Genomic DNA, 24,765 nt, shown 5'->3' on the forward strand with positions numbered 1-24,765 from the left:
CCTCTTTCTATTCCTTACGTTTAGAATCTTTAGTATCAAGTATCATTGGTCGACGGTTCATCATAAACATTGGCATCCTAATGATAAAATCTTGCAAATCTCTAAGGCGAAAAGGTACTGCAGGGCTGGTATAAGGTACACCAAAACTCTTGAGCCTGACTAAATGGCTGCAGAGCAATAGGAAAAACAAAACCACTCCGTAAAGCCCCAACATGGCTGCCCCTAACATAGCAATGAATCTCAAATAACGTAAAGCAATAGCAGAACTATACTGCGGAATAGCAAAGGAAGATATAGCTGTCAATGCAACGACAATGACCATAATAGGGCTAACAATCCCTGCCTGCACAGCTGCTTCTCCGATAATTAAACCCCCAACTATTCCAACTGCCTGTCCGATTGGCTTTGGCAGACGGAGTCCTGCTTCTCTAAGTATTTCTATCGCTACTTCCATTATTATCGCTTCAATAAAGGCTGGAAATGGAACCCCTTGTCGGAAGCCGGCCATGGATATGGCAAGCTTTGTTGGAATCAAACCAGGATGGAAGGAAACAAATGAAATATAAAGGGCAGGTGCAAACAATGAGATAAAAGCTGTTATAAATCGAAGCATCCTTATAAGAGAACCAGGAATCCAACGCTCATAATAGTCTTCTGGTGATTGAAGTAACATACCAAAGGTAACAGGGGCAATCAATACAAAGGGTGACCCATCAAGTAATATTGCTACTCGGCCCTCCATAAGAGCACTTATTACACGATCAGGTCGTTCTGTACTTTGGATTTGAGGAAAAGGACTTAAAAAATTATCTTCTATAAGCTGTTCTACATAGCCGGATTCTGCCAAATAATCAAGATCAATGGATTTGACTCTTCTCTTTATTTCCTCCAACAATTTTGGATTTACAATTTCATTTATATAAGCAATGACTAAATCTTTCTTCGAACGTTTCCCGACAGATATTTTAAGTAGTGTTAAATCTTCATTTTCACCACTGTTACGAAGAATGGCGGTGTTATCACTAAGAGATTCGGTAAATCCAATCCTTGGACCTCGAACCAATGACTCTGATAATGGTTCCATCAAATTTCGGGTTTTTTCTTTCTTTAGCCCCAATATTAATACGTCCTGCGATCCATCGATAAATAAGGCTGCCGATCCATTCAGGATTTTAGTAGTTATGAATTTAATATCGTTTGATTCTTGAATATCACTTATGGATAGGACATAATTCTTAATAAAATCCTTAGTTCCAACTTTTTCAAGTATCTCAAGGTCACCTAAGTTAAAGGGCATCATTAATTGTCGAAGCAAATCGGTATCAATCAATTCTTTATCTGACAGGCCATCAAGAAAGATGAGAACAGCTGATATATCAGATTTTTTTAGTTTAAACTCTCGGTATTGAACATCTGAATTTTCACCAAGCTTTTGTTTAATCGCTGTTAAATCCAAATGATAATTTCCTGTAACATGAGTATTTACATTTTGGGAGAGATGGGATTTTTTGCTGTGTTTGTTCCATATCATTTTCTTTGCTCAGCTGCTTGATTCACGGATTTAAAAGTTTTCGAAAAAAAATAGGGGACAATAAACACGATACTAGCTTGAAAAAACACCTTCCATTCTGGAATATAGGAAATTAGATTCTTCATTACAAATCCCACCTTAATTATAGAAGTCTGGAGATTTTTCTAAAATTTAGGGTTACCTTTATAAGGGGAATTATTCAGGGAAATAAATTTGATCATCCATTACAAAGTTGAACTGCAATAATCCTTTTTTCATTGAATATCCCTTTAATAGAACAATTTTCTAATCAACTAACTGTCTAATTATTCATTTTTGGCTTTGTTTTCCGTAGTAGCCCTTTTATTAGAATGATCGGAATAACTGAATCAATTAGAGACGTATGCTATATTTATCTTACGGAAACTCGAAAGGATGTTATAAATATGGCAAAAAGTGTTGTAATTGCTGAAAAACCTTCTGTCGCACGAGATATCGCACGTGTGCTGAAGTGTAATAAAAAGGGAAATGGATATCTAGAAGGAGATAAATATATCGTAACTTGGGCACTAGGACATCTAGTCACACTTGCTGAGCCAGAAAGCTACGATGTGAAATATAAAACATGGAATTTAGAAGATCTGCCTATGCTGCCTGATCGTTTGAAATTGACAGTCATAAAGCAGACTGGAAAACAGTTTAATGCCGTTAAAAGTCAACTGACTAGAAAGGATATTAGTGAAATAATCGTGGCGACAGACGCCGGGAGAGAGGGAGAACTAGTCGCTCGCTGGATTATTGATAAAGTAAAAATCAATAAACCGATAAAACGTTTGTGGATCTCATCTGTCACTGACAAAGCGATTAAAGATGGGTTTGCCAACTTGAGGCCAGGTAAAAACTATGACAATTTGTATCAATCAGCAGTCGCACGTTCAGAAGCTGACTGGTATATCGGTTTAAATGCTACTCGTGCTCTGACAACGCGCTTCAATGCTCAGCTTAACTGTGGACGTGTGCAAACACCAACTGTTGCCATGATTGCCCAACGTGAAGAGGAAATTAAAAGCTTTAAAACGCAAACATACTACGGTATTGAAGCACAAACAGCTGATAAACTTAAGCTTACTTGGCAAGATGCAAACGGAAATACACGTAACTTCGATAAAGAGAAGATCGATACAATCATTCGAAAACTCACTAGGGAAAAGACGATTGTTACTGAAATTGAGAAAAAACCGAAGAAATCATTCTCACCGGGTCTTTATGACTTAACAGAGCTGCAGCGTGATGCAAATAAAATCTTCGGCTACTCTGCAAAAGAAACATTAAATATTATGCAAAAACTGTACGAGCAGCACAAAGTATTAACATACCCTCGTACAGATTCACGATATATCTCATCAGATATTATCGCAACACTTCCAGAGCGTTTAAAAGCATGTGGAATAGGGGAATATCGTCCATTAGCAAACAAGGTGTTAAGTAAACCGATAAAAACATCTAAAGCATTTGTAGATGATAGTAAAGTATCAGATCATCATGCCATCATCCCAACTGAAGGCTTCGTACAAATGGCGAAATTCACAGACAAAGAACGTAAAATTTATGATTTGGTTATAAAACGTTTTTTAGCAGTACTTTTCCCAGCATACGAATATGAGCAATTAACACTTCGTGCAAAAATAGGAGATGAGAACTTCGTTGCCCGTGGAAAGACGATTATTAACGCTGGTTGGAAAGAAGTATATGACAACCGTTTTGTCGATGAAGAAGAAACGGATGATTTAAAAGAACAAATTTTACCTCGCTTTGAGAAGGGCGATGTATTAAACGTAAAATTAATTATGCAAACTTCTGGTCAAACAAAACCACCAGCTCGTTTTAATGAAGCAACCTTATTATCGGCGATGGAAAACCCGACGAAATATATGAATACCCAAGATAAAAGATTAGCTGAAACATTAAAATCAACAGGCGGATTAGGTACGGTTGCAACGCGTGCAGATATTATCGATAAACTATTTAACTCATTCTTAATTGAAAAACGCGGCAAAGACATTCATCTTACATCTAAAGGCCGTCAGTTGCTTGACTTAGTGCCAGAAGAATTAAAATCTCCTGCTTTAACAGCTGAGTGGGAACAAAAACTTGAAGCAATTGCTGCAGGCAAGCTGAAAAAAGAAGTCTTTATTAAAGAAATGAAAGGCTACACGAAAGAAATCGTGTCCGAAATTAAAGCAAGTAATAAAAAATATAAACACGATAACATTTCCACAAAATCATGTCCTGACTGCGGAAAGCCAATGCTTGAAGTGAATGGGAAAAAAGGTAAAATGCTTGTTTGCCAGGATCGTGAATGTGGTCACCGAAAGAACGTGGCTCGTGTCACAAACGCACGCTGTCCACAGTGTAAAAAGAAATTAGAACTTCGTGGTGAAGGGGAAGGTCAAATCTTCGCATGTAAATGTGGTTATCGTGAAAAGTTATCTGCTTTTGAAGCTCGTCGCAAAAAAGAAGGCAGTGGAAAAGTTGATAAACGTACTGTACAAAAGTATTTAAAGCAGCAAGAAAAAGAAGCTGAACCAATTAATAATCCGTTTGCCGAATTATTAAAAGGAATGAAGTTGGATTAAATAAAATGTAAAGGCGAAGAAGCATTCAAATGTTCTTCGCCTTTGTGTTATTTATAAATAAAGATTGGTTAATTTGAATCATTCTCAGCAGGTTAGTTTAAAAAGGAATTATCTAAAAAATATAGAAATATTATTATATTACAATTGGACATGTGAGATTGGATGTGGAAGTATGAAAAAAAGCATTCTGCTAGTGGAGGACAACATAGAAATTAGTCAATTGATAGCCGATACTCTTGTGAATGAGAGTTTTATAGTAACTGCTGCATTTGATGGAGAGGAGGCATTAGCATTTTTTAATAAAAAAGAACCAGATTTAATTTTACTTGATTTAATGCTCCCTAAATTGAGCGGCACGGAATTATTGAAAAAAGTAAGAGAAAAGAGCAAGATTCCTATATTGATCATTTCGGCAAAAGGAAGTGATCTTGATAAAGCACTTGGACTTGGCTTTGGAGCGGATGATTACATAAGCAAACCATTTTCGATGATTGAGTTAACAGCGAGAGTCCATGCGGCCATTCGCAGGTCAACGGAATATCTTCCACAGGATAGCAGCTCTTACCAAAATAATCTTCATTATAAAGATATCACCCTCGACATGCATTCATTCACTGCAAATATAGGGGATAAAACGGTCCAGCTAACGTCAAAAGAATTTCAGATATTCAAGTTGTTTTTGACTAATCAAAGTAGAGTATTTACAAAGGAACAAATTTACCATTTGATTTGGGAAGATGATTATTTCGGCAATGAAAATGTCATTAACGTACATATAAGAAGGCTACGTGAAAAAATTGAAGTGGATCCGTCCAACCCACAATACATTAAAACGATTTGGGGCATTGGATATAAATTAGGTGATTAAACCATGGTTCCTATTCTTTGTATAATCATTTTTGTTTTGCTTATTATGAATATATTACAATATTTGTTTCGGAGGAATCTTACACAAGATATTAATGAAATCAGTGATAAGATAAGTGATATCATCAAACAGGAGACAGCGGAAAAAGTATTGGTTCCTACGGATTGGCAAGCCGTTCGACTATTGCTTATACAAGTTAACAAGCTTCTGGATTATAACCAAAAGGTCATTGCGGACTATGCAAAAACAAAAGATAGTTTAAGAAAGCTAATATCCAATATGTCTCATGATTTGAAAACACCTCTTATGGTTATTTTAGGGTATGTGGAAAAGTTGAAACTAGATGAAAGTATGACAATTGACGAAAATAAAATGCTTATGACTCGTCTGCATGAAAAAGTATTAAGTTTAACTGGTTTGCTGAATCAGTTTTTTGACTTAGTAAAGTTAGAATCAGATGATTATGTCATGCCTTTAAGTAAAATACCACTTAATGAAATTTGTAGAAAAAGTGTTTTGGAGTTTTATGATTTGCTCTTCTCTAAAGGACTTCAAGTAGAGATTGATATTCCAGATCGGCCATTATATATTTGGGGAAATGAAGATGCTTTAGAACGTATATTAAACAATCTAATTTCAAATTCAATCCGATATGGAAGTGATGGAGGGATTTTTGGATTAACACTCAGGGAAGTTGATGAGTTTGTTGTGATTGAGATTTGGGATAGAGGGAAAGGTATTGCAGAGATTCATCAAGATCGGGTGTTTGAGCGGTTATACACATTAGATGATGCCAGAAATCCTCATTTTCAAGGAAGCGGTCTAGGCCTAAGTATTACAAAATACTTAACAGAAGCGATGAAGGGTACGATTCACTTAGATAGCAAGCCATATGAAAAAACGAGATTCACTTGTCTTTTTAAGCAAATTTCATATTAAAACTTCTGAGATGTTCCATGGGAACATCTCTTTTTTTTAGCTAAAATATGGGCCTAAAACATAAAAAGACGGTGATTTGTTTTAAAGCAGCACGTCTAATAGCTGAATGATAAACGAGGAACTTTTATTAGCGAGAAAATTCATATTAGTATGTTGCTAAAATTCCCTTTGACTTCCAAAAAGGAGAGTGGATGTTAAAAACGCTCCGACAGGCGGCAGGGCACCCGTGCTTATTGGAGGCCCAGTAAGAACTCTATTAGTTGTAGCAATCCAATCTCCGCTATCTCCTGCTTGCTCTGAAGTGGTTTTCATAACAAACTGTCCAATTAAAATTAAATGACGAACTTTAATTGTTGGGTCATCAAAAATATTTAATTTACCAGAAAACGATGCATAAGGTGATTCAAACTTTAGTTGTTTCGTATTTTCGTCCCAGTAGCCATTGATCGGAATCGGTGAACCTCGAAAATTGGCGGTACCTATTACCGTGTTGCCTGAGACAGAGTTGATAGTAAGTTCCCCCCTAAAAATCGGTCTTCCTGCAATATTAGTACTAAGTCCCCATCTTGACGGAAAGGGCAAACTAACCGATGTATATTGAGCATTTTGCAAAATTATTCCTCCTTTTGGAATGGAGTTGAATATAAATATGCTTCATTATTAAATGGATTGTTGTAATACAGATACATTTGACTTGGATAAATAAAATGCATTCCATTACTTTTTTTGATCTCAAATCATTATATTCTTTAGTCATTAACCTAACAGCTTGTTCACACATAAATGTGTATTTACCTATAAAAAAGTTATTTCTTAAGTGTTCCTTTAGACCCTAAAAATGGCTAGCTCTTTAGGCACCAGCACATTCATTTAGGTATTAACCTACATATGGTACACAAAGTCATTTTCTAATGTTATAGAGAGGTTATTTGTACAGGCAATTTCAAGTACAAACATATGTACAATTTTTTAATGAAATGGAGGTATTGTATGACAAATTTTTATTCTTTTCATGGGACTGTCACTTTGATTAGTGATTTTTTTACAGGTCAAAATGGTAAAGGAGAAGGCTGTTATAAATTAATAACTGTAGAAAACGGATTAGGAGCCATAGTAAATTTCGTGGTGTCACCTGCCACTTACTTTGTAGACCATGTAATGGTGACAGTAGGAGATCGCGTAACTGGATATTATGATGGGGATGCACCAGCCCTTCTTATTTACCCTCCGCAATATCAAGCACTTGTTATGGTTAAAGATACCCCAAATCAGAATGTAAAAGTAGATTATTTTAATAGTCAGTTGGTGAGTAGTGATGGACGATTACAATTAAATATATCTCCATTTACGAAGGTTTTATTAACAAATGGGCAGCTCTTTTCAAGAAACCCTGCCAACCGAGATCTAATTGTTATCTATGGGCCTGTTACAAATAGAGTCCCCGCCAAAACCACACCTTATCGAATCATAGTCTTATGTTAAAGCTTATTATAGAAAATGTTTGGCGATTTTTTTACTTATACTTCATCAAAAAAAGAGCGTTAATCCTTCATTGGTTAACACTCCCCATTGTTGAAAATCATATAAACCGGAAAGGTTTGCGGAAACTTTTCTCCTATATCTCCCCAACACTTTCCGCAGTCTTTAAAGAAAGAAATATGCTTATTGCGCCTAAAATGCTCAGTATGATGACTACCACATCTGGTTCGATATTGAAAAATGATGAAAAATTAGGCAATTGCATAATAAATAGGGAGCATATAATGGCTGGTACGACTGCCCTTTTCCATATTCCAAAGAAAAAGAGAGGAATGAAACTAATTAGAGTAATCAAAACGGAACCAATCATCATGCTTTTTAAAAATTCTAACATATCCGAAGTTGTCGGCTTTCCATTAATAATGGGAAAAAACTGATCAAGCAAATAAGTTGTCAATCCAGATAAAATAAATGAAATAATGGTGGCAAAAAAGACAAACAGGGCGATGAACAGCACTTTTGCTGTAAACAATTTTTTTCGATTTATTGGATACCCGAAAGAAAGCGAGATGGTCTTATTTTTATATTCTTCAATGAAAACATGATTGATAAGCGATCCACCAAACAAAACATAGCCCATTTGGATAAACCCGTTTAATTCAATTGCAGCAGCATAGCTTTGCCCGAACGCAGGTATTACCACCTTGATAAAAAATGTAGGAAAAAAGATAAGAATCAACATGTAAATGAATAATTCCATCCAAACGGTTTTTTGGTTTAATTTCTTCCATTCCAATCGAATCAAATTAGTCATCCAACCCACCCCCATTAATTTGCTTATAAAAATAGTCCTCTAATGAACTTGAATGTTTTTGGATTTCTTCCAGTCCGATATCATTTTGAATCAATAGTTTGGAAATGTCATTTTGAGTATGAGACAAATCGTAGATTCGAATTCTGTTTCCTTGGATTATTTTCATATTTGATATATGAAGCTCTTTTTCAAGTAAATATACAGTTTTTTCTGCATTTGTTGTCAGTAGCTCGATATAATCAGTTTGCTGATTTCGGATATCTGCTAAGGCTACTTCATTCAAAAGCCTTCCATCCTTAATAACGCCAATTCGATCTGCAACCTGCTCTATTTCGCCTAAAATATGGCTGGATAGAAGAAAGGTGATCCCATATTCCTTATTAAGCATAAAGATTAAATCTCGAATATCCTTAATACCAATTGGGTCTAGCCCATTTGTCGGTTCATCCAAAATAATGAGTTCAGGCTTCACTACGATTGCTCTTGCAAAACCAAGCCGTTGCTTCATCCCAAGTGAAAATTCCTTCACCTTTTTGTCTTCAATCCCTCTTAAATGAACCATATCAAGCGCATGCTTCATCCCTTTTTCATCGTAATATCCTAAATATTCACAGTGAAGCTTTAAATTTTCTAACGCTGTCAAATGTTCGAACAATATCGGATATTCGATGATACTGCCTACTCTCTTTAAAACCGTCTTAGACCGTTCGTTAAGCATTTGGCCAAATAATTCTATTTCACCACTTGTTGGCTTTGTAATTCCTGTGAGCATTTTCATAATGGTCGTTTTACCTGCACCATTTTGCCCAAGAAACCCATAAATTTCACCTTTTTGTATATGAAGATTAATATCCGTTACAAGATTTTTCCCTTTAACTCGTTTAGTAAGTCCAGTCGTCTTTACTACATGATTCATACTGTTCCCTCCTTCTATATTTTTATCTTACAGTTCAAAATTTTCTTTTTTCTGTCTCAAACCTTACAAATTTCTTAAGTTCAATTTTTATTGTCTATGTTAATCTTCCCTGTTAATTTCCGCTGCAGGCACTTAGCGATCTCGGGCGGTCCGGAAGCCTCCTCGTCGAAGAGCGCTCCTGCGGGGTCACCCTTTGACTCGCTTCTCCCGCAGGACGTTGAATAATCTTCCCCGATAATCACCGCACGAAGAAAATGTGTTAGCATTTTCGAGGAGCTCGCGCCTGCAGCGAGAATCAACAACACAATAGCATTATCAACACTGAGTTTTAACACAGCTTTTTTATTAAGAAGGAACGCTGTTAATTGCACCAGTAAGAATCTACGTTGCTCCGGCTGGACACCCTCTTATATGTATTAATACGAGATTCGATTAAAAATACAAGTAAAAAATTTTTTACTAATACTTTATCGCAGATTAACGGGCAGTAAGACCCCCACTTCAAGGATTCGCGTATACAAAGAAGAGTAAGTGGGGGATCAACTGCCCGTAAAGGCCCGATTGGTTCAACTAACCATCAGTGGGGGATGAAGAAAAACCCCCACTGATGGAAGTTTCACTTTATCACTCTAATAATCTAATGATCTAATTTGTTATAAAATGTAAAATAATAATTGACAAGGCTTGAATTATAAACATACAATTAATTATATTCGGAAAATTTTTTAATTGGGATTGATGATCATGATTCAAAGCTTTCTATTGAATAATGAACCATACAAAAAGGCTGTATTTCAAACTCCTGTTTGAAGTACAGCCTTTTCTTTATCCCGCTAATGTACTGAGGAGGAATAAAAATGGTTATTCTAACAGGAAACACGTTAACGCTTGCAGAAATTAAGAAGGTATTATTTGAGAAAGAAAAAGTCGAGCCAACTGAAGAAAGTATGCTGGCCGTAAAAGAAAGCTATAACGCAGTAAAAAGAATTGTTGAGGAAGAAAGAGTCATATATGGAATCAACACTGGTTTTGGAAAGTTTAGTGATGTGCTAATTAACCAGAAGGATGTCAAAGACCTTCAGCTAAATTTAATTCGTTCACATGCTTGTGGAGTAGGAGAGCCATTTCCTGAGTCTGTCTCACGAGCAATGCTGTTATTAAGAGCGAATGCTTTACTGAAAGGTTTTTCTGGAGCTAGACCAATTATCATTGAAAGATTACTTGAACTGGTGAACAGAGAAATTCATCCGGTTATTCCGCAGCAGGGTTCTCTTGGTGCAAGTGGGGATTTAGCTCCACTTTCACATTTAGCATTAGTTCTTGTAGGAGAAGGAGAAGTTTTTTATAAAGGAAAGAGAAGACCTTCAATTGAAGTTCTTATGGAAGAAGGATTAACTCCACTTACATTGGAAGCAAAGGAAGGACTAGCTCTCATTAATGGAACTCAAGCAATGACAGCTATGGGAGTAGTTGCTTATCTTGAAGCAGAAAAGCTTGCCTATCAAAGTGAGTTAATTGCTGCTGTTACAATGGAAGGCTTAAATGGAATTATCGATGCTTTTAACGAGAAAATTCATCTTGCAAGAGGCTATCAGCAGCAGGTTGATACTGCCAAAAGAATAAGAGCCTATTTATCAGGCAGTCAGTTAATTACAAAGCAAGGGGAAATTCGTGTACAGGATGCGTATTCCATCCGTTGTATCCCACAAGTACATGGAGCTTCATGGCAAGCGCTTGACTATGTAAAGGAAAAGTTAGAAATTGAAATGAATGCTGCGACAGATAATCCGCTTGTTTTTGATGAAGGGGAAAGTGTCATTTCAGGCGGAAATTTCCATGGACAGCCGATTGCACTTGCAATGGATTTCATGAAAATCGCTGTAGCAGAACTTGCCAACATTTCGGAGCGAAGAATTGAGCGATTAGTCAATCCTCAATTAAATGATCTGCCGCCATTTTTAAGTCCGGAGCCTGGTTTGCAATCAGGGGCAATGATTCTTCAGTATTGTGCAGCTGCCCTTGTTTCCGAAAATAAAACATTAGCCCATCCGGCAAGTGTGGATTCAATTCCATCTTCAGCTAACCAAGAAGATCATGTCAGCATGGGAACAATCGCTGCCAGACATGCTTATCAAATTATTCAAAATGCTAATAATGTCCTTTCAATTGAACTGATCTGTGCCTTACAGGCTGCAGAGTTCAAGGGAGTTGAGAAAATGGCAGACAAGACGAAGGCCTTCTATTTAGAGGCAAGAAAAATAGTGCCTTCTATTACGAAGGATCGTATATTCTCAAAAGATACTGAGGCATGTTCTACATGGCTGAAGAAGCTTGATATTAACTCGTTTATGTTGTAAAAATGCAAAAAATAGGGTCTGCCAGACCCTATTTTTACATTCATTTATCTCTAAATTCTGTTCCGTCATGTCCCTCTATTCGGTTTTTAAAGGCTTCCTGAACAACGAGAAACTCTTCATCCTCCTGTGCCTCAGTTGCCTTGTTCTCTATAATTGATTTTTTAGGGAAATTGCCTGGATGGTTTTTATTTTTGTGATTAAAGTTTGCACCGCGAGCCAAAGTATCAACTCCTTTCATATTTCTTTATGTAGTTTCTCCTAATTAGAAAAATCCTATGTACAACGAAAAATGTCTTTCTTCTTGCATAAGTCATGTCAGTTCATTTATTAAAGTATATAATAAAGGTAACAATGAACGTATACACCTTGGAAACAGAAGAGGGAGGTTATTGGCATGGACTTTTTTTCAATTATTTCTGAAGATCGGATAAAAAAGGCTTATAAAGAAAAGGAATTTGAAAATTTACCCGGCTACGGGAAACCACTTCCATTTGATGACTTAGCATCAGTTCCAGAGGATATACGGATGGCGTATCGGGTATTGAAAAATGCAGGATATACCGAAGAGGATAATCAGTTAAAAAAAGAAATGCTTACAATAGAGGAATTAATAAGAAAATGTGAGGATCCAGATGAAAAACAAAAATTGCAAAAGAAATTAAATGAAAAAATGCTTCGCTTTAACAGTATGATGGCGAAGAGGGGAAAAAACACGAATTCTTCTCTTTTTAAAAACTATGACCAAAAAATAAGTAAAAAAATGTTTTAATATCCTAAAATGGTTTTGAAATTAAAAGAGAGGAGCTTCTCAATTTTGAGAAGCTCTTTGCTTTTGGATTCTGACACCTTTGCTTTGGGACAGTCCCTTGCCTATTTTTAAATTTAAATTCTCATGTACTTTTTTTCCTGTCAAAAGTGTTATTACTTTTCCTTCCCGTAGACTGCCTCGAACTCTCTGAAGAAATTGGCTCTTGATAAAGAAACTTTTCCATTCCTGCAGCTACTACTTCAGCAACTGCACGGCGAATTTCCGTTTCAGTATACCTTCTCAAAATCAAATCCTCCTTATTAATTTGCACTCTAAAAACATCATTCTTTTTCGTATTAATAGCATACGGACTTTAGTGGGGTTTTGACTTAGACTATTGTGTATTTTAGTAAAATGGATGGTTAGGGACTGTCACCCTACGTATGTCTGTCATACGATTTAATAACGGTTCAGTTAGGGGGGATTTATTTTGAAAAAAGAAGATATACCTATCTATAATTTGTTTATTAATCCGAAAAGTCTCACCGATTTAAAGAAGAATATTTGGTCCGAAAATTCTGTGATAGGAAAAATAAACATTGATAATAAAAAGTATGACATCGATGTTATGTTCCGAGGATTTTATGTTCGAGAATTAAATAAGAAATCGTATCATATTCACTTTTATAAACCTAAGACATGGAAAGGGGCAAAAGAGCTGCATTTAAATGCAGAATATAAAGACCATTCATTATTAAGAAATAAGCTTTCTTTTGATTTTTTTTCAGAAATTGGTGTAATGACTCCCTCGGCAGAGCATGTTTTTCTTGTTTTAAATGGAAAGCCAGAAGGTGTTTATCTGCAATTAGAGTCAGTAGATGAGTACTATTTCAAGAAAAGGAATATTCCAGTAGAGTCGATTTTCTATGCAATTGATGGAGATGCTAATTTTTCGCTGATTAGTGAATATGATAATGCTCCTAAAAAATCTCTAGAAATGGGCTATGAAATAAAGTATGGAATGGACGAAGAACGATTGATCTTACAAGAATTTATTTTTAAAGTAAATACACTCTTAAGGAAAGAATTTGAACAAGTGATAGGAAATTACATTGATGTTGAAAAGTATTTGCGTTGGCTTGCAGGCGTAGTCTGTACCCAGAACTTCGATGGATTTGTTCAAAACTATGCCCTGTGCAGGACAGGAGACTCAGGTTTATTCGAGGTCCTTCCATGGGATTATGATGGCACTTGGGGAAGAGATGTTCATGGGGATATTATGGAATTTGACTTTGTTCGAATAGATGGATTTAATACATTATCAGCAAGATTGCTCGATGTTCCTTCATTTAGAAAATTATATTATAAAATCCTCCTTAAAATCCTCCAAAATCAATTTACAGTCGACTTTATGAAACCTAGAATACAGGAACTGCATACACTTCTCCGCCCTTTTGTTTTAAAAGATCCATATAAAAAAGATTATATCAAACAATTTGACATGGAGCCGGAATTCATATGCCAATATATTACGGATAGAAACAACTATATGAAGAATGAACTGAAAAAACTAGGCCTCAACTAGTTTAGGGATAAGGTGGTTTATCAAATCAAAAAAAGATGAGCATTTTTAGAAAATAGGTAAATGAATCTGGGTTTTTGTCCATGCCAGATTAAACCTATAACATATTCTATATTAGTGAAACCGAAAGGGGGGATATTAATGTCCCAGCAAACAGGAAGAAGAAAAGTCATTAAGGCCAATGAAATTACAATTTTCGCCAATAGAGTTATTGTAAGAACTGATCGTCGCCGAACAGATCGTAGAACAGATCGCCGCCGAACAGATCGTAGAACTGATAGAAGACGAACTGATTGTAGAAGACGAAGAAGTGATTTTTGCTGCAGAAGAAGATGTTTTTGTAGAGGTTTCTTCTTCTAGTAATACTCAAAGAGAGATTGTTAGGTAAGATACTGCTTCACGATGGCTTACCTCAAACGGAATAAGCATATCGTAATGGAAATAAAAGCTATTTATTAGGGCAAAAATTTTTTAGAAAAGGCTATGATCAAAGGAAGGTAGGGAGTTATATTCCTTTCTTTTCTTTGTGATTAGCTTTATTCATATTTCTATTATCCTTAAATTAAAGTGTGTTTTCTATTGTTAATAACAAATAATTAATTTGATTCTAAAGTTTGCGAGAAAAATGTCGAAATAACAATAGAGAATCTTTATTTAAGATAGGTGAGAGAATATGGATAAAACAACGATAATTGGTCTTATTTTAGGAATCATCGCGGTTGGGGTTGGAATGATCTTAAAGGGAGTCAGTCCAGCAGTGTTAATTAACCCAGCTGCCATATTAATTATTTTACTTGGAACAGTAGCGACAGTAACAATCGCGTTTCCAACGAGTGAAATAAAAAGAATCCCAAAATTATTAGGCATTATTTTTAAGGAAAAAGAGCAAATGAATCCAGTCGATTTAATAAAAATGATTTCTGATTGGGCTCAGCTTGCTAGAAAAGAAGGCTTACTTGCCCTTGAAGCGAAGACGAGTGAAATTGATGACCCATTTTTAAAAAATGGACTTTCACTTGCTGTCGATGGACAAAGCGCTGATTACATACGTGATGTTTTGAGTGAAGAGATTGATGCAATGGAGGAAAGACATCAGGCAGGTGCACTAATCTTTACTCAGGCAGGAACTTATGCTCCTACTTTAGGGGTATTGGGAGCCGTTATCGGTCTAATTGCTGCATTAGGGAATATGAGTGATACGGATACATTAGGTCATGCCATTAGTGCAGCCTTTGTAGCTACTTTATTGGGGATTTTTACTGGATACGTGCTTTGGCACCCTTTTGCCAATAAGTTAAAGCGGAAATCCAGGCAGGAAGCAAAGTTGAAAGCAATGATGATTGAAGGGGTATTGTCGGTTCTCGAAGGTGAGGCGCCAAGAGTAATTGAACAAAAACTAGCTTCTTATTTACCTGTAGGAGAGAGAAAGGTTTTTCTTGAAGAAGGCAGTGTGAAGAAAGATGAGTAAAAGAAAAAAGAAGGGTCATGATGATGGACATGTCGATGAATCATGGCTGCTTCCATATGCGGATCTATTAACCTTGCTTCTAGCCTTATTTATCGTACTTTTTGCGATGAGTTCTATTGATGCACAAAAATTCCAAGAACTTTCAAAAGCATTTAATAGCGCCTTTTCAGGAGGAACAGGAATGTTTGAATTCCCTAGTCCGATGCCTGATGGAGAAATGGAAACTTCGAGTGTTGATGAAGGTGAGAAGAAAGATGAGAACGAAGATAAGGAAAAAGAACAAAAATTACAGCAGCAAATTGATCGTGAAGAGCTTCAAGTGGTTCAAAATAAAGTAAACTCTTATATTAATAAAAACAACTTGGGTGAAAAATTAGAAACGTCATTAACGGACGAAGGATTATTGGTTTCAATTAGAGATAATGTTTTATTCGCTCCAGGAAGCGCTGAAGTTAGAGAGGAAGATATAAAGGTTGCAAAAGAAATCTCAGATCTTCTTGTGATGGATCCACCTAGAAATATTATTATAAGTGGACATACAGATAATGTACCAATCGGGAATGCTCCTTTTGAATCGAACTGGGAATTAAGTGTTATGAGGGCAATTAATTTCATGAAAATCATATTACAAAATGAAAAGTTAGATCCAAGTTGGTTTAGTGCCAAAGGGTTTGGAGAATTTCAACCGGTGGCCTCTAATGATACAACAGAAGGAAAAGCCAGAAATAGAAGGGTAGAAATATTGATACTACCAAGAACGGGAAACTAAACCTTAGCGTTTTATTAAAAGTCAAGAAAATAATTAAAGAACCCGATAACTAAATATCCAATTATAATGTCACACATTATATAAGGTATTAAGAAAAGGATAGATGAACAGGAATTATACCTGCTTGTATCTATCCTTTTTGTACAACATATGACCACATTTACTACTACAACATTAAATTTTTCACCACAATACCACAATAAATAATCATTTGTTTCTTCAACAATCGCGCCCGTTTGCTGAATATTGTTTTGAAGTAAAGCCCCCGTTAGCCTTCCATGAATCAGAAATTCACCACAGAGACTGAAAGATACTTGTTCATTCATGGTAGACACCCATGCAGTCGAACAAGAATGCAGTAGCTATTTTAACTTTTGCATCGATACCGATTTATCTGGGAAGTGTAATAGTACATTTCCTCCTGATGACAAGATGAATTCAAACGATAATTTTGATTCGTTAATTGGTAATATTTCTTCATACAACCAGTCATCTATTTCACGATTGTAAATAGGTTTATCGTTATCATAATTCAAATGTTGAAATTGAAAGAAAGAGACATTGTTAAAACTCAATATCCAAACATCGTCACTGGAAACAGTGAAGTGAATGTTTGAGTGAAGGAGACTTTTATGTTCAATTTCCATTTTTACAAGTCGATAATCATGAAACCCCCAAGAGTTAAAACGATTAAAAATATCTTGAGGTAATCTATCAGATAATGTACTGAATACCTCTTTGTATTTCTTTGCTTTTTCCATCCACTGATTATCTAATTTATCCAATTCTTCATCATTCGTGCCATCCATATTTTGAGCTAAATGCAATTCATATAATAAATATTTCATTTCTAAAAGCCCCTTTATTTTCAGTGTTTCTTCAACTTAACTGCTGCTTTACTTTAAGTACACTTCTTCACAATCACCAATTACTTTACCATAAAGATCTAGTTTTCTATAAAGGTGTTGTTCAACAATCTGGCGCTTATCATAAAGAAAGAGCGTAATTCTTGCTGAAGAATTGCGCCCGATTGTTGAAGATTATAATAAAGTCTTATTGAACAAAAGCCCCCATTAGCATTCCTGTAGATCGTTATTTTTCGATTTTGAAAAAAATAGGGCTCCTCAGTAAGATATGAGTATAGACACCACTCTAACTCACAACTGTAGGAGGAACCCTACAATGAAGTTTAAAATGCAGAACAAACAAAATCAACTAATAGAAAGAATTTCCGTTAAACATCTTGTTGTTGGCGTGGATATTGCTCAACAATTTCACGTCGCCAGAGCCGTAAATTTCCGTGGTATTGTAGTCGGAGATCCACTTACGTTCAAAAATAACGAAGAAGGATTTACTAGTTTGCTAAAATGGATTAAAAATCTTCAAAGTTTAAACAACCTTGATGAAGTTATTATTGGGATGGAACCAACTGGACACTACTGGATCAATCTTTCAAAATGGCTTCTTAAACAAAATATTGAAGTAGTAACTGTGAACCCACATTTAGTAAAAAGGAATAAAGAAAACCGTGATAATACTCAGTCAAAAAGCGATAAAAAAGATGCCTTAGTTATAGCTGATATGGTAAAGAACGGCTACTACTCCGAGGTTAGATTCACATCAGAATCATTTGAAAAACTAAGAGTTCTTATGTCTAACCGTGATGTAGTTGTTAAACGACTTGTTAGTTCTGTTAATCAATTAAATCGCTGGGTAGATATTGTCTTTCCAGAACTCCGTCAAGTTTTCAAAAACATTACTGCTAAAGGGGCAATCGCAACCCTTCGTCTTTTTCCTACTCCGATGGAATTGGCCACCAAGCAGCCTCATGAGATTATTATGGGCTGGAAATCACTGATGAAGCGGCAACCTGGATTAAAAAAGGCTCAATTACTTCTTCAGGTAGCCAAGACCTCTATCGGTTCAAGACAAGCACTCGATGCTTATAAATTTCATTTGGAGCAATTACTTGAAGAATATGATTTAGCAGTAATTCAACTCGAAAGAGTTGAAAAGCAAGTTACCGATGTATTGAATAAAATCCCTTATGCCAAAAAGTTGCTTACCATTAAAGGAATTAGTGAAATTTCCTTAGCTGGCATTTTAGGTGAAGCTGGAGATATTAGTGGATTTTCTCACGGTAATTCGCTACTTCGACATGCAGGATTACACCTCGCTGAAGCTAGTTCTGGAAAGTGGAAAGGGCAAATTGTGTTATCAAAACGAGGAAGGTCAAGGCTACGGCGATTCCTTTACTTAGCCACAATAAGCCTTGTGGTGAATAACCCAGAATTTCAGGCAATCCACACCCAGAATGTTAAGGTTAAAAAAATGAAGAAAATGAAATCAATTATGAAATTGATTGGTAAATTTACTAGAGTTTTAGTGGGAATCGCTCGTCGAAATGAATCTTATAACCCTGATAAGGTACAAGCTTTAACACTTTTAGCAGCTTAGAACTCAAGTTTTAATTAGACATTTAAAAATAAACTTTTTCTGTATTAAATAGAGTTTACACAAGTCAATTATTGGCTTATTCGTAGGATTTCAAATATGTACGGAGTACCAGATTACTTAAACAAAAGGGCACAGACCCATCCCGATAGCAAAACTGGCCTCCACCTCTTGGATAGGCATGACGAAGGAATGAAAGGGCAATTGACCCGTTGAGACATGGGAGGGAAAGCCTCCAGGGGCGGCGTGGAGAATGTACATTATATGGTAAATCATGGAGTTTTATAAAACTCCTTTATTTCACTATGCCTTCACGTGCCTTTAACGGATCTGTCCTCCCCTTCATTTAATCATTACTGGTTATCAAGTTGTATGAAATCCTGCGAATAAGCGAGTATTCGGGAGAAAATCTTATTAAACTGAGGGAGTTTAAGTATGTTTATTCACAATCTTTCTGAAATTCTTCTATTAAAATAGAGTACATTTTTAAATCTTGATGCTTACCCTTTATAAACATACCTTTTCTAATTACACCTTCAAATGACATTCCCACCTTTTTCATTACCAACTCCGAAGCTAGGTTATCTAAGAAACTTCTTGCTTGAATACGAACTAAGCCCATTTTTTCAAATCCAAATTTAATAACTTCATTAGTTGCTTCCGTAGTTATACCCTTTCTCCAATAGTCCTGTGAGAGTACATAGGAGATTTCAGCAACTTGATGTTTTGGTTGCCAAGAAAATAAATCTATCGTTCCAATAAGCTTTCCGTTTCCTTTATTCTCAATACCCCAAGGGATTATCAATTTGTTTTCATATTGCTTTAATATAAACTCCACAAATTTTTGTGTATCAAATAAAGTTTTATGAGTGTCCCAAGGAACATACTTTGAAACTTCTTCATTTGAAGCATATAAATATATATCATCAACATCTTCTAAAGTTATTTTTCTAAGTTTAATACGTTCTGTTTCTATGGTAGGTAAATCGATGAATACTTTTTCAATTTCCATAGGGCACCTCGATTTTTTATTTATTTAGTTACCACATTATTATTTACCATAATTTAACTAACTTGTTCGTTAGCAAAATAACTTCAACAAAAACAAGCGTTAATCCTTCTTAGATTAACGCACCCATTAGTTCAATATTTTAGCTTGTAATCTTTACCCTTATTCAGTTTAAAATTTGATAATAGTTAATTAGGGGAGTTACTATACAAAACTGATAATTACTTTCTAAATTCACCTTATATAAAAGTTCATGGTTTAAAGACTGGTTTGAATAGTCAGTTGTTTCAGCATTGCTATATAAAATGTTTAATGTGTCATCGTCTTCTTCAACATTAAAATTAGTAAAATGAAAAGCTTTTCACCCTGTATTACGTTTACACCATTCAAATACATATAAATAGCTTTTTGGTTATCAAAATAGAGATGAATGCCATTTTCATTCTTAACATCGATAATAAACGATTGAATATCTTTATTAACACCTTTCACACTTACCGCGGAAAAAGATAATTCTGAACTACATCCAGATAACAAAATGATACCTACAAGGAATGCTAATAACTTTCTCACAAAATCATCATTACCAATAATTTCCACTGTTACTTAATTCTAACATATAAGTTACCTTTAAACTTTATTATTCTTCAAGAAATCTTCACAATCTTTTCTAGAATGGAACATAGGTATCCGATTTTCTTTTAAAGTGTTGCTCCACAATCTGGCCCTTTAATGGAATATGTTGAGTATTTTTAATAGGTGATTAATATATGTTTTCTTAAAACTTACTTTAATGTCCTTCCAATGAATAATTTATGTCTTTTTGTAAAGATTACAAGGGAGGTTATTATAAAGGAGATGTAGTGCAGTGGTAAAACATACCAAGGGTGTAGTAAGTTGGATTAGCAGAATAACTATCCTCTTGATTTTTATCGTAGTTTTAAACGGTTTTAGCATATTACCGAGTGGCAATGCAGAAACAAATGAAGATGTGTTAAATACAGTAGTGAAGTTCCTCAACGCTCAAAAAAATTGTAATGTTGATGGAATGGTATATTACTCGGAATATCCCAGAATGAGTAATATAAAGGAAATGTATACTAATATGTGTAGAGAACATCCTTTACAAAAAGCTGAAATTACTAACATTAGCATTATTAATGAGACTTCAGCTATGGTATCTATTATATCAACATACAAAGATAGGATCTTTATTGGTACATCACCAGTTATAAAAAGGGATGGACAATGGAAAATCATCAAAGGAATGACTGGTCCTGGATTTGTTGACCTTTCAAAAAAATCGAACAGAGACAAGAAAGTAGTTGAAGTGGAAAAGGCCATCAAAGACTACTTTGTAGCCTTAAAGTCTGGAAATTTAACCGAAATGAAAAAGTATATAAAAATATTGCCTCTAACAGATAAAGAAAAGACAGAAGAACATCTTAAAGCAGTAAGCTCAGAGCCGATACCAGAGGTTACTACATTTGGAATAAGTGTTATATCTGATACATTCGCTGTTGCACAAATAGAGACAAAATATGAACATTTCAGATCCATGCAAAACTATGCTGTTTGTAAGGAAAATGGTCAATGGAAGATAGTATTTGGTCAAACTTTAACGAATTCTGCAATCCCTTTAAGTGATAAACCCATTGAATTAAAATGAAAGTATGTTCTGTAATTTTATATTATAAAGACCACTTTTATATCAGGTGGTCTTTTTATTTTTTTAAAAAATAATCATCTCCTGCCCCATTTACAAAGAAAGAAGGCAATTCTTACTCTCGAATTGCTCCTTTAATGGAATAACTAAATATGATCTCAATCATAAATAAATTATTTTTTCTTTCTAATCCTTTACAAACACGAAACTATCATTACCACAATTATAAAAATCCCCCTAATATTCTTCCTCCATTATCTGGCCCTTTTATTGAATAAGCTACTCTTTAATTGCACATTGTCATTGAAATGTTCAGCAAGAACTACTGTTTCGAGTTATAATAATTTTGATAATACTGGATCTTTTCTGAGAATGGGAGTGAGTAAGTTGAAGGGAAATTCCACAAAGTTTTTAATTTTTATGTCAATACTCTTTGGAATAATAATTGTCATTTCTAGCATTCAGGTGGTTATATCACATAATCCAATTATCAGATTCATAAATATCTTAACTATTATTCTTCTTTCAGGATCTATTGGTGCTTTTATAAGAGAACTGTTTTTAATAAGACAAAAACGATAAAGTTAGCAGATTTCATGTTTTCGTAATGCGCATTATGTGTCAAGTGTGCAATATTAAAGAAATAAATTTCTCGTTTATGCATCTAAATAACTAAAAAACACAACTCTTATTTTAATTTCCCTTTACTTTAAGTTTAATTTCTTCTATCCTCCATCTTTCTACTTTGTCATTCCTTCCTGCCGCCTTGGTCATAACAAATTGATAATTATGTTTAATATCCGCAACCGTATTATAGGTGAGAAGTATTTTTTCTTTTTCAATTCTAAATTCCTTCAGAGTAAGAACTGTATTAGGTACCCATTCAAAACTTTTTCCATAAAATGCAAAGCTACAAGGGCAATTACCTACACTGTCTCTCATCGAGAAACTCGTCCCGTTTTTAAGTGCAATAAACCCCCATGTTTCCTTGAATGTTTCCATTGCCATATAAGATTCAATGGTACTTGTAGCATCAATAAAGTCTTGATATTCAACGGTAGATTTTAAAGCATCAACTTCTTCTTCTAATTGAAAAAGACTTTCTACTAATCGTTTATTTTCTTTTTCCAACTCGTCTGAGGTATTAGAACTAATTCCTAATTTTTTTTCTAAGCTTGCGACTTTATCAGCTAATTTGTCTTTATCCTCTTGCATTTCCTCTACTAAATCTGAAATTCTTAGGTTATCTAAAATAGCTATCGTCGCTAATACTACTAATAATGCAAGAGTATATGTTTTAAAGTTTTTCTTCAAATTCACTTATAATCCCTCCCATTTCTAAAGTGTGATATATATAGGATCTAGGGTCTATCCTTTATATTCAAAAAATCACTCCTTACTGCACTTATACTAAAAGGGGGGAAAAACTTCTTCATTGTTAAACTAAATGTCCCGTTAGTTTAAGTACAAACTTTCACAAACACCATACTATTATTGCCATAAGTATTCAATTTTTCTTGGGATTCTTCCTCCATTAAATGGCCCTATAAATAAAAAAGACACGTTCCTAAATAAACGCGCCCTTTTATTGAATAACAAAAATATTTAAAAGAGCTTTAGAAAATACAATTGCCCTAAATCTAACTAATTTACTTCCTTATTATTTTTATCCCTAATAATAATTTCGTATGGAATTTCTTCAATCAAAAACTCTTCTCTTTTCAACTCTATGATTTTATCTACATACTCTGTAATTTGATTTATCTTTTTATCAGAATTCCCGAACCATTTAGCTGAATTGATGTTAGTTTTAATAATAATTTGTAATGGTTCAGGGTGGAATGAATAGGCAAACCCCCGATATTCATTAAACTTCTTGTTCGTTTCTTCTCTTATTGCATCAAAGATTGGTTGCCATTCTTGATCACGTATTGCACTTTCGCTTTTTTTTCGTATCTTAACCGTAAAATCTAAGTCCGTTTTTGAGTGAATCGTTTGATCGATGATTTTTTCGAGTTCTTCAATTTCTTTACTTTTCTCTAAATCTTCCTTCGTTCCTTGTATTTCAATAATGATTTCATTAATCGGATTAGTTGAGATTGAGTTAGAATGGTATCCCTTTTCCTTTAATAAAGCCGAAATCTCTTCAAATACTTTCATCATAGATTTCCTTAACTTTTCATCTTCTTCACTTAATGTAGGATAGCTATCGAAAGTGAGAAAATCTACTTTAAAATCTTGAAATCCAATCTTTTTTGCAGTGTTATGAATGATCTTTTCAATGTTCATTTTATTGGCTTCTAAAAACGCCTTATCCTGAACTTGTACAGTTAAGTTTCGTTCTTCATGTGAAAAACCTAAACCAATTTGATACCCATTATCGTTTAGTACCTGTGAACTCTTTGTTAAAAACTGTTCTAACTTCTTTTTTTCCGTTTTACTTTCTTCCATACTTTTAACTAAAGTATTTTCTATTTTTTCCGTATTTACAGATGCTGATTTATTTGAATCTTTTTTAAGTAACATATAAGATGCCGTAATTATGAGTAATAACACAACAAAACCTATTAGTACTTTTTTCAAAATACCGCCTCCTATTAAGAAGGTATGTCCGTTTTTTTACATTATTCTTATTGTCAATCCACATAATTTATTGAAGTAAATGTATTTTAGTTTAATTGTACTTCTTCACTTTATCCTACTAGCGTTATTAAACAATCTGGCCCTTTTCATGAAGAAAGACGCTATTCTTATTTCAGAATAGCGCCCGATTGTTGAAATTTCTTAACTAATTTTTTTGTTAAACCAACGCCCCTGTTACTTTAATAAAACAATTTAAATTATTCATTGATTTCATAAATCAATGTATCAAATAATTTTCCATCAGTATAAAGTAGAATTGCCCATTCTCCCGACTTAGGGATCTTTACACTTGAAGGTGCGTGAGCATCTGCTCCATTATTTTCTCCTCCAAGTCCTATTGTCCAACCAGTTGTTAATACTTGATGAACAGTACCTGTTTCTTTATGATAACCGACTACTGTTAATTCTGTTTGCCTTGGATTTTCGATTCCCCAAAGATGCCACATCCATTTTTGCCCATTTAAACTCGGTGCATCTGCACCAATTACACCTGATTTGTTTTCATTACCTATAATATTATCATTAAATGTGTCCGCTTTTTTGTCCCAATCAATACCCTCAAAATCACTTTCTTGAACGAAATCAGGAATACCTTCAGGCAGCAATACCTCACTATTTGCTTTATTTGATGTACAACCTATTAACAGTGCCACTCCAACTAAAACTAATAATGCTGAAATCTTTTTTATAACATTCATTTTATATAAAACCTCCTCTTATTTTAGACGAATAACAACCTGATTAGTTTCACAATATTCTAATTATTAGGAGTTAAAAAATAAACCTTCTTTTACTAAACTGCCCCGATAGCATTCCTGTAGATCGTTATTTTTCGATTTTGAAAAAAATAGGGCTCCTCAGTAAGATATGAGTATAGACACCACTCTAACTCACAACTGTAGGAGGA

Annotated in this window: 25 protein-coding genes; 11 read left to right on the forward strand and 14 right to left on the reverse strand. The window is 34.6% G+C overall.

The features are described 5' to 3' along the window. Positions 1 to 7: 7 nt before the first annotated feature. Together FSZ17_RS05365 and FSZ17_RS23885 are read right to left on the reverse strand one after the other, a co-directional pair. Positions 8 to 1,531: a spore germination protein gene (locus tag FSZ17_RS05365; protein WP_057775920.1), complete on the reverse strand. Its 1,524-nt coding sequence runs from the start codon at positions 1,529 to 1,531 to the stop codon at positions 8 to 10. Next, positions 1,528 to 1,656 carry a hypothetical protein gene (locus FSZ17_RS23885; RefSeq protein WP_267128897.1) on the reverse strand — a complete coding sequence of 43 codons (129 nt, stop codon included), beginning with the start codon at positions 1,654 to 1,656 and terminating at the stop codon, positions 1,528 to 1,530. Before FSZ17_RS23885 ends, FSZ17_RS05365 begins: the two co-directional genes overlap by 4 nt. Positions 1,657 to 1,956: 300 nt before the next feature. Here FSZ17_RS23885 and FSZ17_RS05370 point away from each other — a divergent pair, with 300 nt between their 5' ends. The 3 genes from FSZ17_RS05370 (at position 1,957) to FSZ17_RS05380 (ending at position 5,953) form a co-directional block, all read left to right on the forward strand. Further along, positions 1,957 to 4,146 carry a DNA topoisomerase III gene (locus tag FSZ17_RS05370; RefSeq protein ID WP_057775919.1) on the forward strand — a complete coding sequence of 730 codons (2,190 nt, stop codon included), beginning with the start codon at positions 1,957 to 1,959 and terminating at the stop codon, positions 4,144 to 4,146. A gap of 172 nt (positions 4,147 to 4,318) precedes the next feature. Continuing rightward, positions 4,319 to 5,014, forward strand: coding sequence for a response regulator transcription factor (locus tag FSZ17_RS05375; RefSeq protein ID WP_057775918.1), 696 nt, complete (start codon positions 4,319 to 4,321; stop codon positions 5,012 to 5,014). Between the two features lie 3 nt (positions 5,015 to 5,017). Beyond that, positions 5,018 to 5,953, forward strand: a complete 936-nt coding sequence (locus FSZ17_RS05380; protein ID WP_057775917.1) for a sensor histidine kinase — start codon at positions 5,018 to 5,020, stop codon at positions 5,951 to 5,953. Between the two features lie 156 nt (positions 5,954 to 6,109). Here FSZ17_RS05380 and FSZ17_RS05385 read toward each other — a convergent pair whose 3' ends face one another. Continuing rightward, positions 6,110 to 6,565, reverse strand: a complete 456-nt coding sequence (locus FSZ17_RS05385; RefSeq protein ID WP_057775916.1) for a hypothetical protein — start codon at positions 6,563 to 6,565, stop codon at positions 6,110 to 6,112. Between the two features lie 378 nt (positions 6,566 to 6,943). Here FSZ17_RS05385 and FSZ17_RS05390 point away from each other — a divergent pair, with 378 nt between their 5' ends. After that, on the forward strand, positions 6,944 to 7,435 hold the full coding sequence (locus FSZ17_RS05390) for a hypothetical protein (protein WP_057775915.1): 492 nt from the start codon (positions 6,944 to 6,946) through the stop codon (positions 7,433 to 7,435). Positions 7,436 to 7,568: 133 nt separating this feature from the next. Here the strand turns inward: FSZ17_RS05390 and FSZ17_RS05395 are convergent, their stop codons facing one another. Both FSZ17_RS05395 and FSZ17_RS05400 read right to left on the reverse strand, forming a co-directional pair. Beyond that, entirely contained in the window at positions 7,569 to 8,246 is a 678-nt protein-coding gene (locus FSZ17_RS05395; RefSeq protein ID WP_057775914.1) for an ABC transporter permease, read from the reverse strand. Then, on the reverse strand, positions 8,239 to 9,162 hold the full coding sequence (locus tag FSZ17_RS05400) for an ABC transporter ATP-binding protein (protein WP_057775913.1): 924 nt from the start codon (positions 9,160 to 9,162) through the stop codon (positions 8,239 to 8,241). The genes FSZ17_RS05395 and FSZ17_RS05400 overlap by 8 nt, the downstream gene beginning before the upstream one ends. A gap of 857 nt (positions 9,163 to 10,019) precedes the next feature. Between FSZ17_RS05400 and hutH the strand changes: the two genes are divergently transcribed. Further along, positions 10,020 to 11,519: a histidine ammonia-lyase gene (gene hutH / locus FSZ17_RS05405; RefSeq protein ID WP_057775911.1), complete on the forward strand. Its 1,500-nt coding sequence runs from the start codon at positions 10,020 to 10,022 to the stop codon at positions 11,517 to 11,519. 40 nt (positions 11,520 to 11,559) lie between these two features. Here hutH and FSZ17_RS05410 read toward each other — a convergent pair whose 3' ends face one another. Beyond that, a complete protein-coding gene (locus tag FSZ17_RS05410; RefSeq protein WP_057776053.1) occupies positions 11,560 to 11,739 on the reverse strand; it encodes a hypothetical protein in 180 nt (59 codons plus the stop codon). A 174-nt stretch (positions 11,740 to 11,913) separates the two neighbouring features. Here FSZ17_RS05410 and FSZ17_RS05415 point away from each other — a divergent pair, with 174 nt between their 5' ends. Further along, positions 11,914 to 12,288 (forward strand): DnaJ family domain-containing protein, encoded by a 375-nt coding sequence (locus tag FSZ17_RS05415; RefSeq protein ID WP_057775910.1) that lies wholly within the window; start codon positions 11,914 to 11,916, stop codon positions 12,286 to 12,288. A gap of 121 nt (positions 12,289 to 12,409) precedes the next feature. Here FSZ17_RS05415 and FSZ17_RS23295 read toward each other — a convergent pair whose 3' ends face one another. Next, the gene (locus tag FSZ17_RS23295) at positions 12,410 to 12,571 is read right to left on the reverse strand and encodes a CotG/ExsB N-terminal domain-containing protein (RefSeq protein ID WP_156416271.1); all 162 of its coding nucleotides are present in this window, start codon (positions 12,569 to 12,571) and stop codon (positions 12,410 to 12,412) included. Positions 12,572 to 12,754: 183 nt separating this feature from the next. On the opposite strand from FSZ17_RS23295, the gene FSZ17_RS05420 reads away from it, so the two are divergent. The 3 genes from FSZ17_RS05420 (at position 12,755) to motB (ending at position 16,086) form a co-directional block, all read left to right on the forward strand. Beyond that, entirely contained in the window at positions 12,755 to 13,852 is a 1,098-nt protein-coding gene (locus FSZ17_RS05420; RefSeq protein WP_057775909.1) for a CotH kinase family protein, read from the forward strand. A 670-nt stretch (positions 13,853 to 14,522) separates the two neighbouring features. Beyond that, positions 14,523 to 15,317, forward strand: a complete 795-nt coding sequence (gene motA / locus FSZ17_RS05430) for a flagellar motor stator protein MotA (protein WP_057775908.1) — start codon at positions 14,523 to 14,525, stop codon at positions 15,315 to 15,317. Next, the gene (gene motB, locus FSZ17_RS05435; RefSeq protein WP_057775907.1) at positions 15,310 to 16,086 is read left to right on the forward strand and encodes a flagellar motor protein MotB; all 777 of its coding nucleotides are present in this window, start codon (positions 15,310 to 15,312) and stop codon (positions 16,084 to 16,086) included. Before motA ends, motB begins: the two co-directional genes overlap by 8 nt. A gap of 14 nt (positions 16,087 to 16,100) precedes the next feature. On the opposite strand, the gene FSZ17_RS05440 is transcribed toward motB, so the two are convergent. Both FSZ17_RS05440 and FSZ17_RS05445 read right to left on the reverse strand, forming a co-directional pair. After that, entirely contained in the window at positions 16,101 to 16,412 is a 312-nt protein-coding gene (locus FSZ17_RS05440) for a hypothetical protein (RefSeq protein WP_057775906.1), read from the reverse strand. Between the two features lie 36 nt (positions 16,413 to 16,448). Beyond that, positions 16,449 to 16,934 carry a hypothetical protein gene (locus FSZ17_RS05445; RefSeq protein ID WP_057775905.1) on the reverse strand — a complete coding sequence of 162 codons (486 nt, stop codon included), beginning with the start codon at positions 16,932 to 16,934 and terminating at the stop codon, positions 16,449 to 16,451. 334 nt (positions 16,935 to 17,268) lie between these two features. On the opposite strand from FSZ17_RS05445, the gene FSZ17_RS05450 reads away from it, so the two are divergent. Continuing rightward, complete coding sequence (locus tag FSZ17_RS05450) at positions 17,269 to 18,543, forward strand: IS110 family RNA-guided transposase (protein WP_057776989.1); 1,275 nt, start codon at positions 17,269 to 17,271, stop codon at positions 18,541 to 18,543. Between the two features lie 436 nt (positions 18,544 to 18,979). On the opposite strand, the gene FSZ17_RS05455 is transcribed toward FSZ17_RS05450, so the two are convergent. Both FSZ17_RS05455 and FSZ17_RS05460 read right to left on the reverse strand, forming a co-directional pair. Continuing rightward, positions 18,980 to 19,552, reverse strand: coding sequence for a GNAT family N-acetyltransferase (locus tag FSZ17_RS05455; protein ID WP_057776980.1), 573 nt, complete (start codon positions 19,550 to 19,552; stop codon positions 18,980 to 18,982). Positions 19,553 to 19,858: 306 nt separating this feature from the next. After that, positions 19,859 to 20,122 (reverse strand): hypothetical protein, encoded by a 264-nt coding sequence (locus tag FSZ17_RS05460; RefSeq protein WP_146846394.1) that lies wholly within the window; start codon positions 20,120 to 20,122, stop codon positions 19,859 to 19,861. A 295-nt stretch (positions 20,123 to 20,417) separates the two neighbouring features. Between FSZ17_RS05460 and FSZ17_RS05465 the strand changes: the two genes are divergently transcribed. Continuing rightward, positions 20,418 to 21,218: a hypothetical protein gene (locus FSZ17_RS05465; RefSeq protein WP_057776982.1), complete on the forward strand. Its 801-nt coding sequence runs from the start codon at positions 20,418 to 20,420 to the stop codon at positions 21,216 to 21,218. A gap of 690 nt (positions 21,219 to 21,908) precedes the next feature. Here FSZ17_RS05465 and FSZ17_RS05470 read toward each other — a convergent pair. From FSZ17_RS05470 to FSZ17_RS05480, 3 genes are all read right to left on the reverse strand, one after another. Then, positions 21,909 to 22,535 (reverse strand): hypothetical protein, encoded by a 627-nt coding sequence (locus FSZ17_RS05470; RefSeq protein ID WP_228460284.1) that lies wholly within the window; start codon positions 22,533 to 22,535, stop codon positions 21,909 to 21,911. Positions 22,536 to 22,859: 324 nt separating this feature from the next. Beyond that, a complete protein-coding gene (locus FSZ17_RS05475) occupies positions 22,860 to 23,798 on the reverse strand; it encodes a hypothetical protein (protein ID WP_057776983.1) in 939 nt (312 codons plus the stop codon). Positions 23,799 to 24,055: 257 nt separating this feature from the next. Beyond that, the gene (locus FSZ17_RS05480; protein WP_322107601.1) at positions 24,056 to 24,556 is read right to left on the reverse strand and encodes a DUF4871 domain-containing protein; all 501 of its coding nucleotides are present in this window, start codon (positions 24,554 to 24,556) and stop codon (positions 24,056 to 24,058) included. Positions 24,557 to 24,765: the final 209 nt, after the last annotated feature.

It is taken from the genome of Cytobacillus dafuensis (genome assembly GCF_007995155.1).
GTDB classification, from domain to species: domain Bacteria; phylum Bacillota; class Bacilli; order Bacillales; family Cytobacillaceae; genus Cytobacillus; species Cytobacillus dafuensis.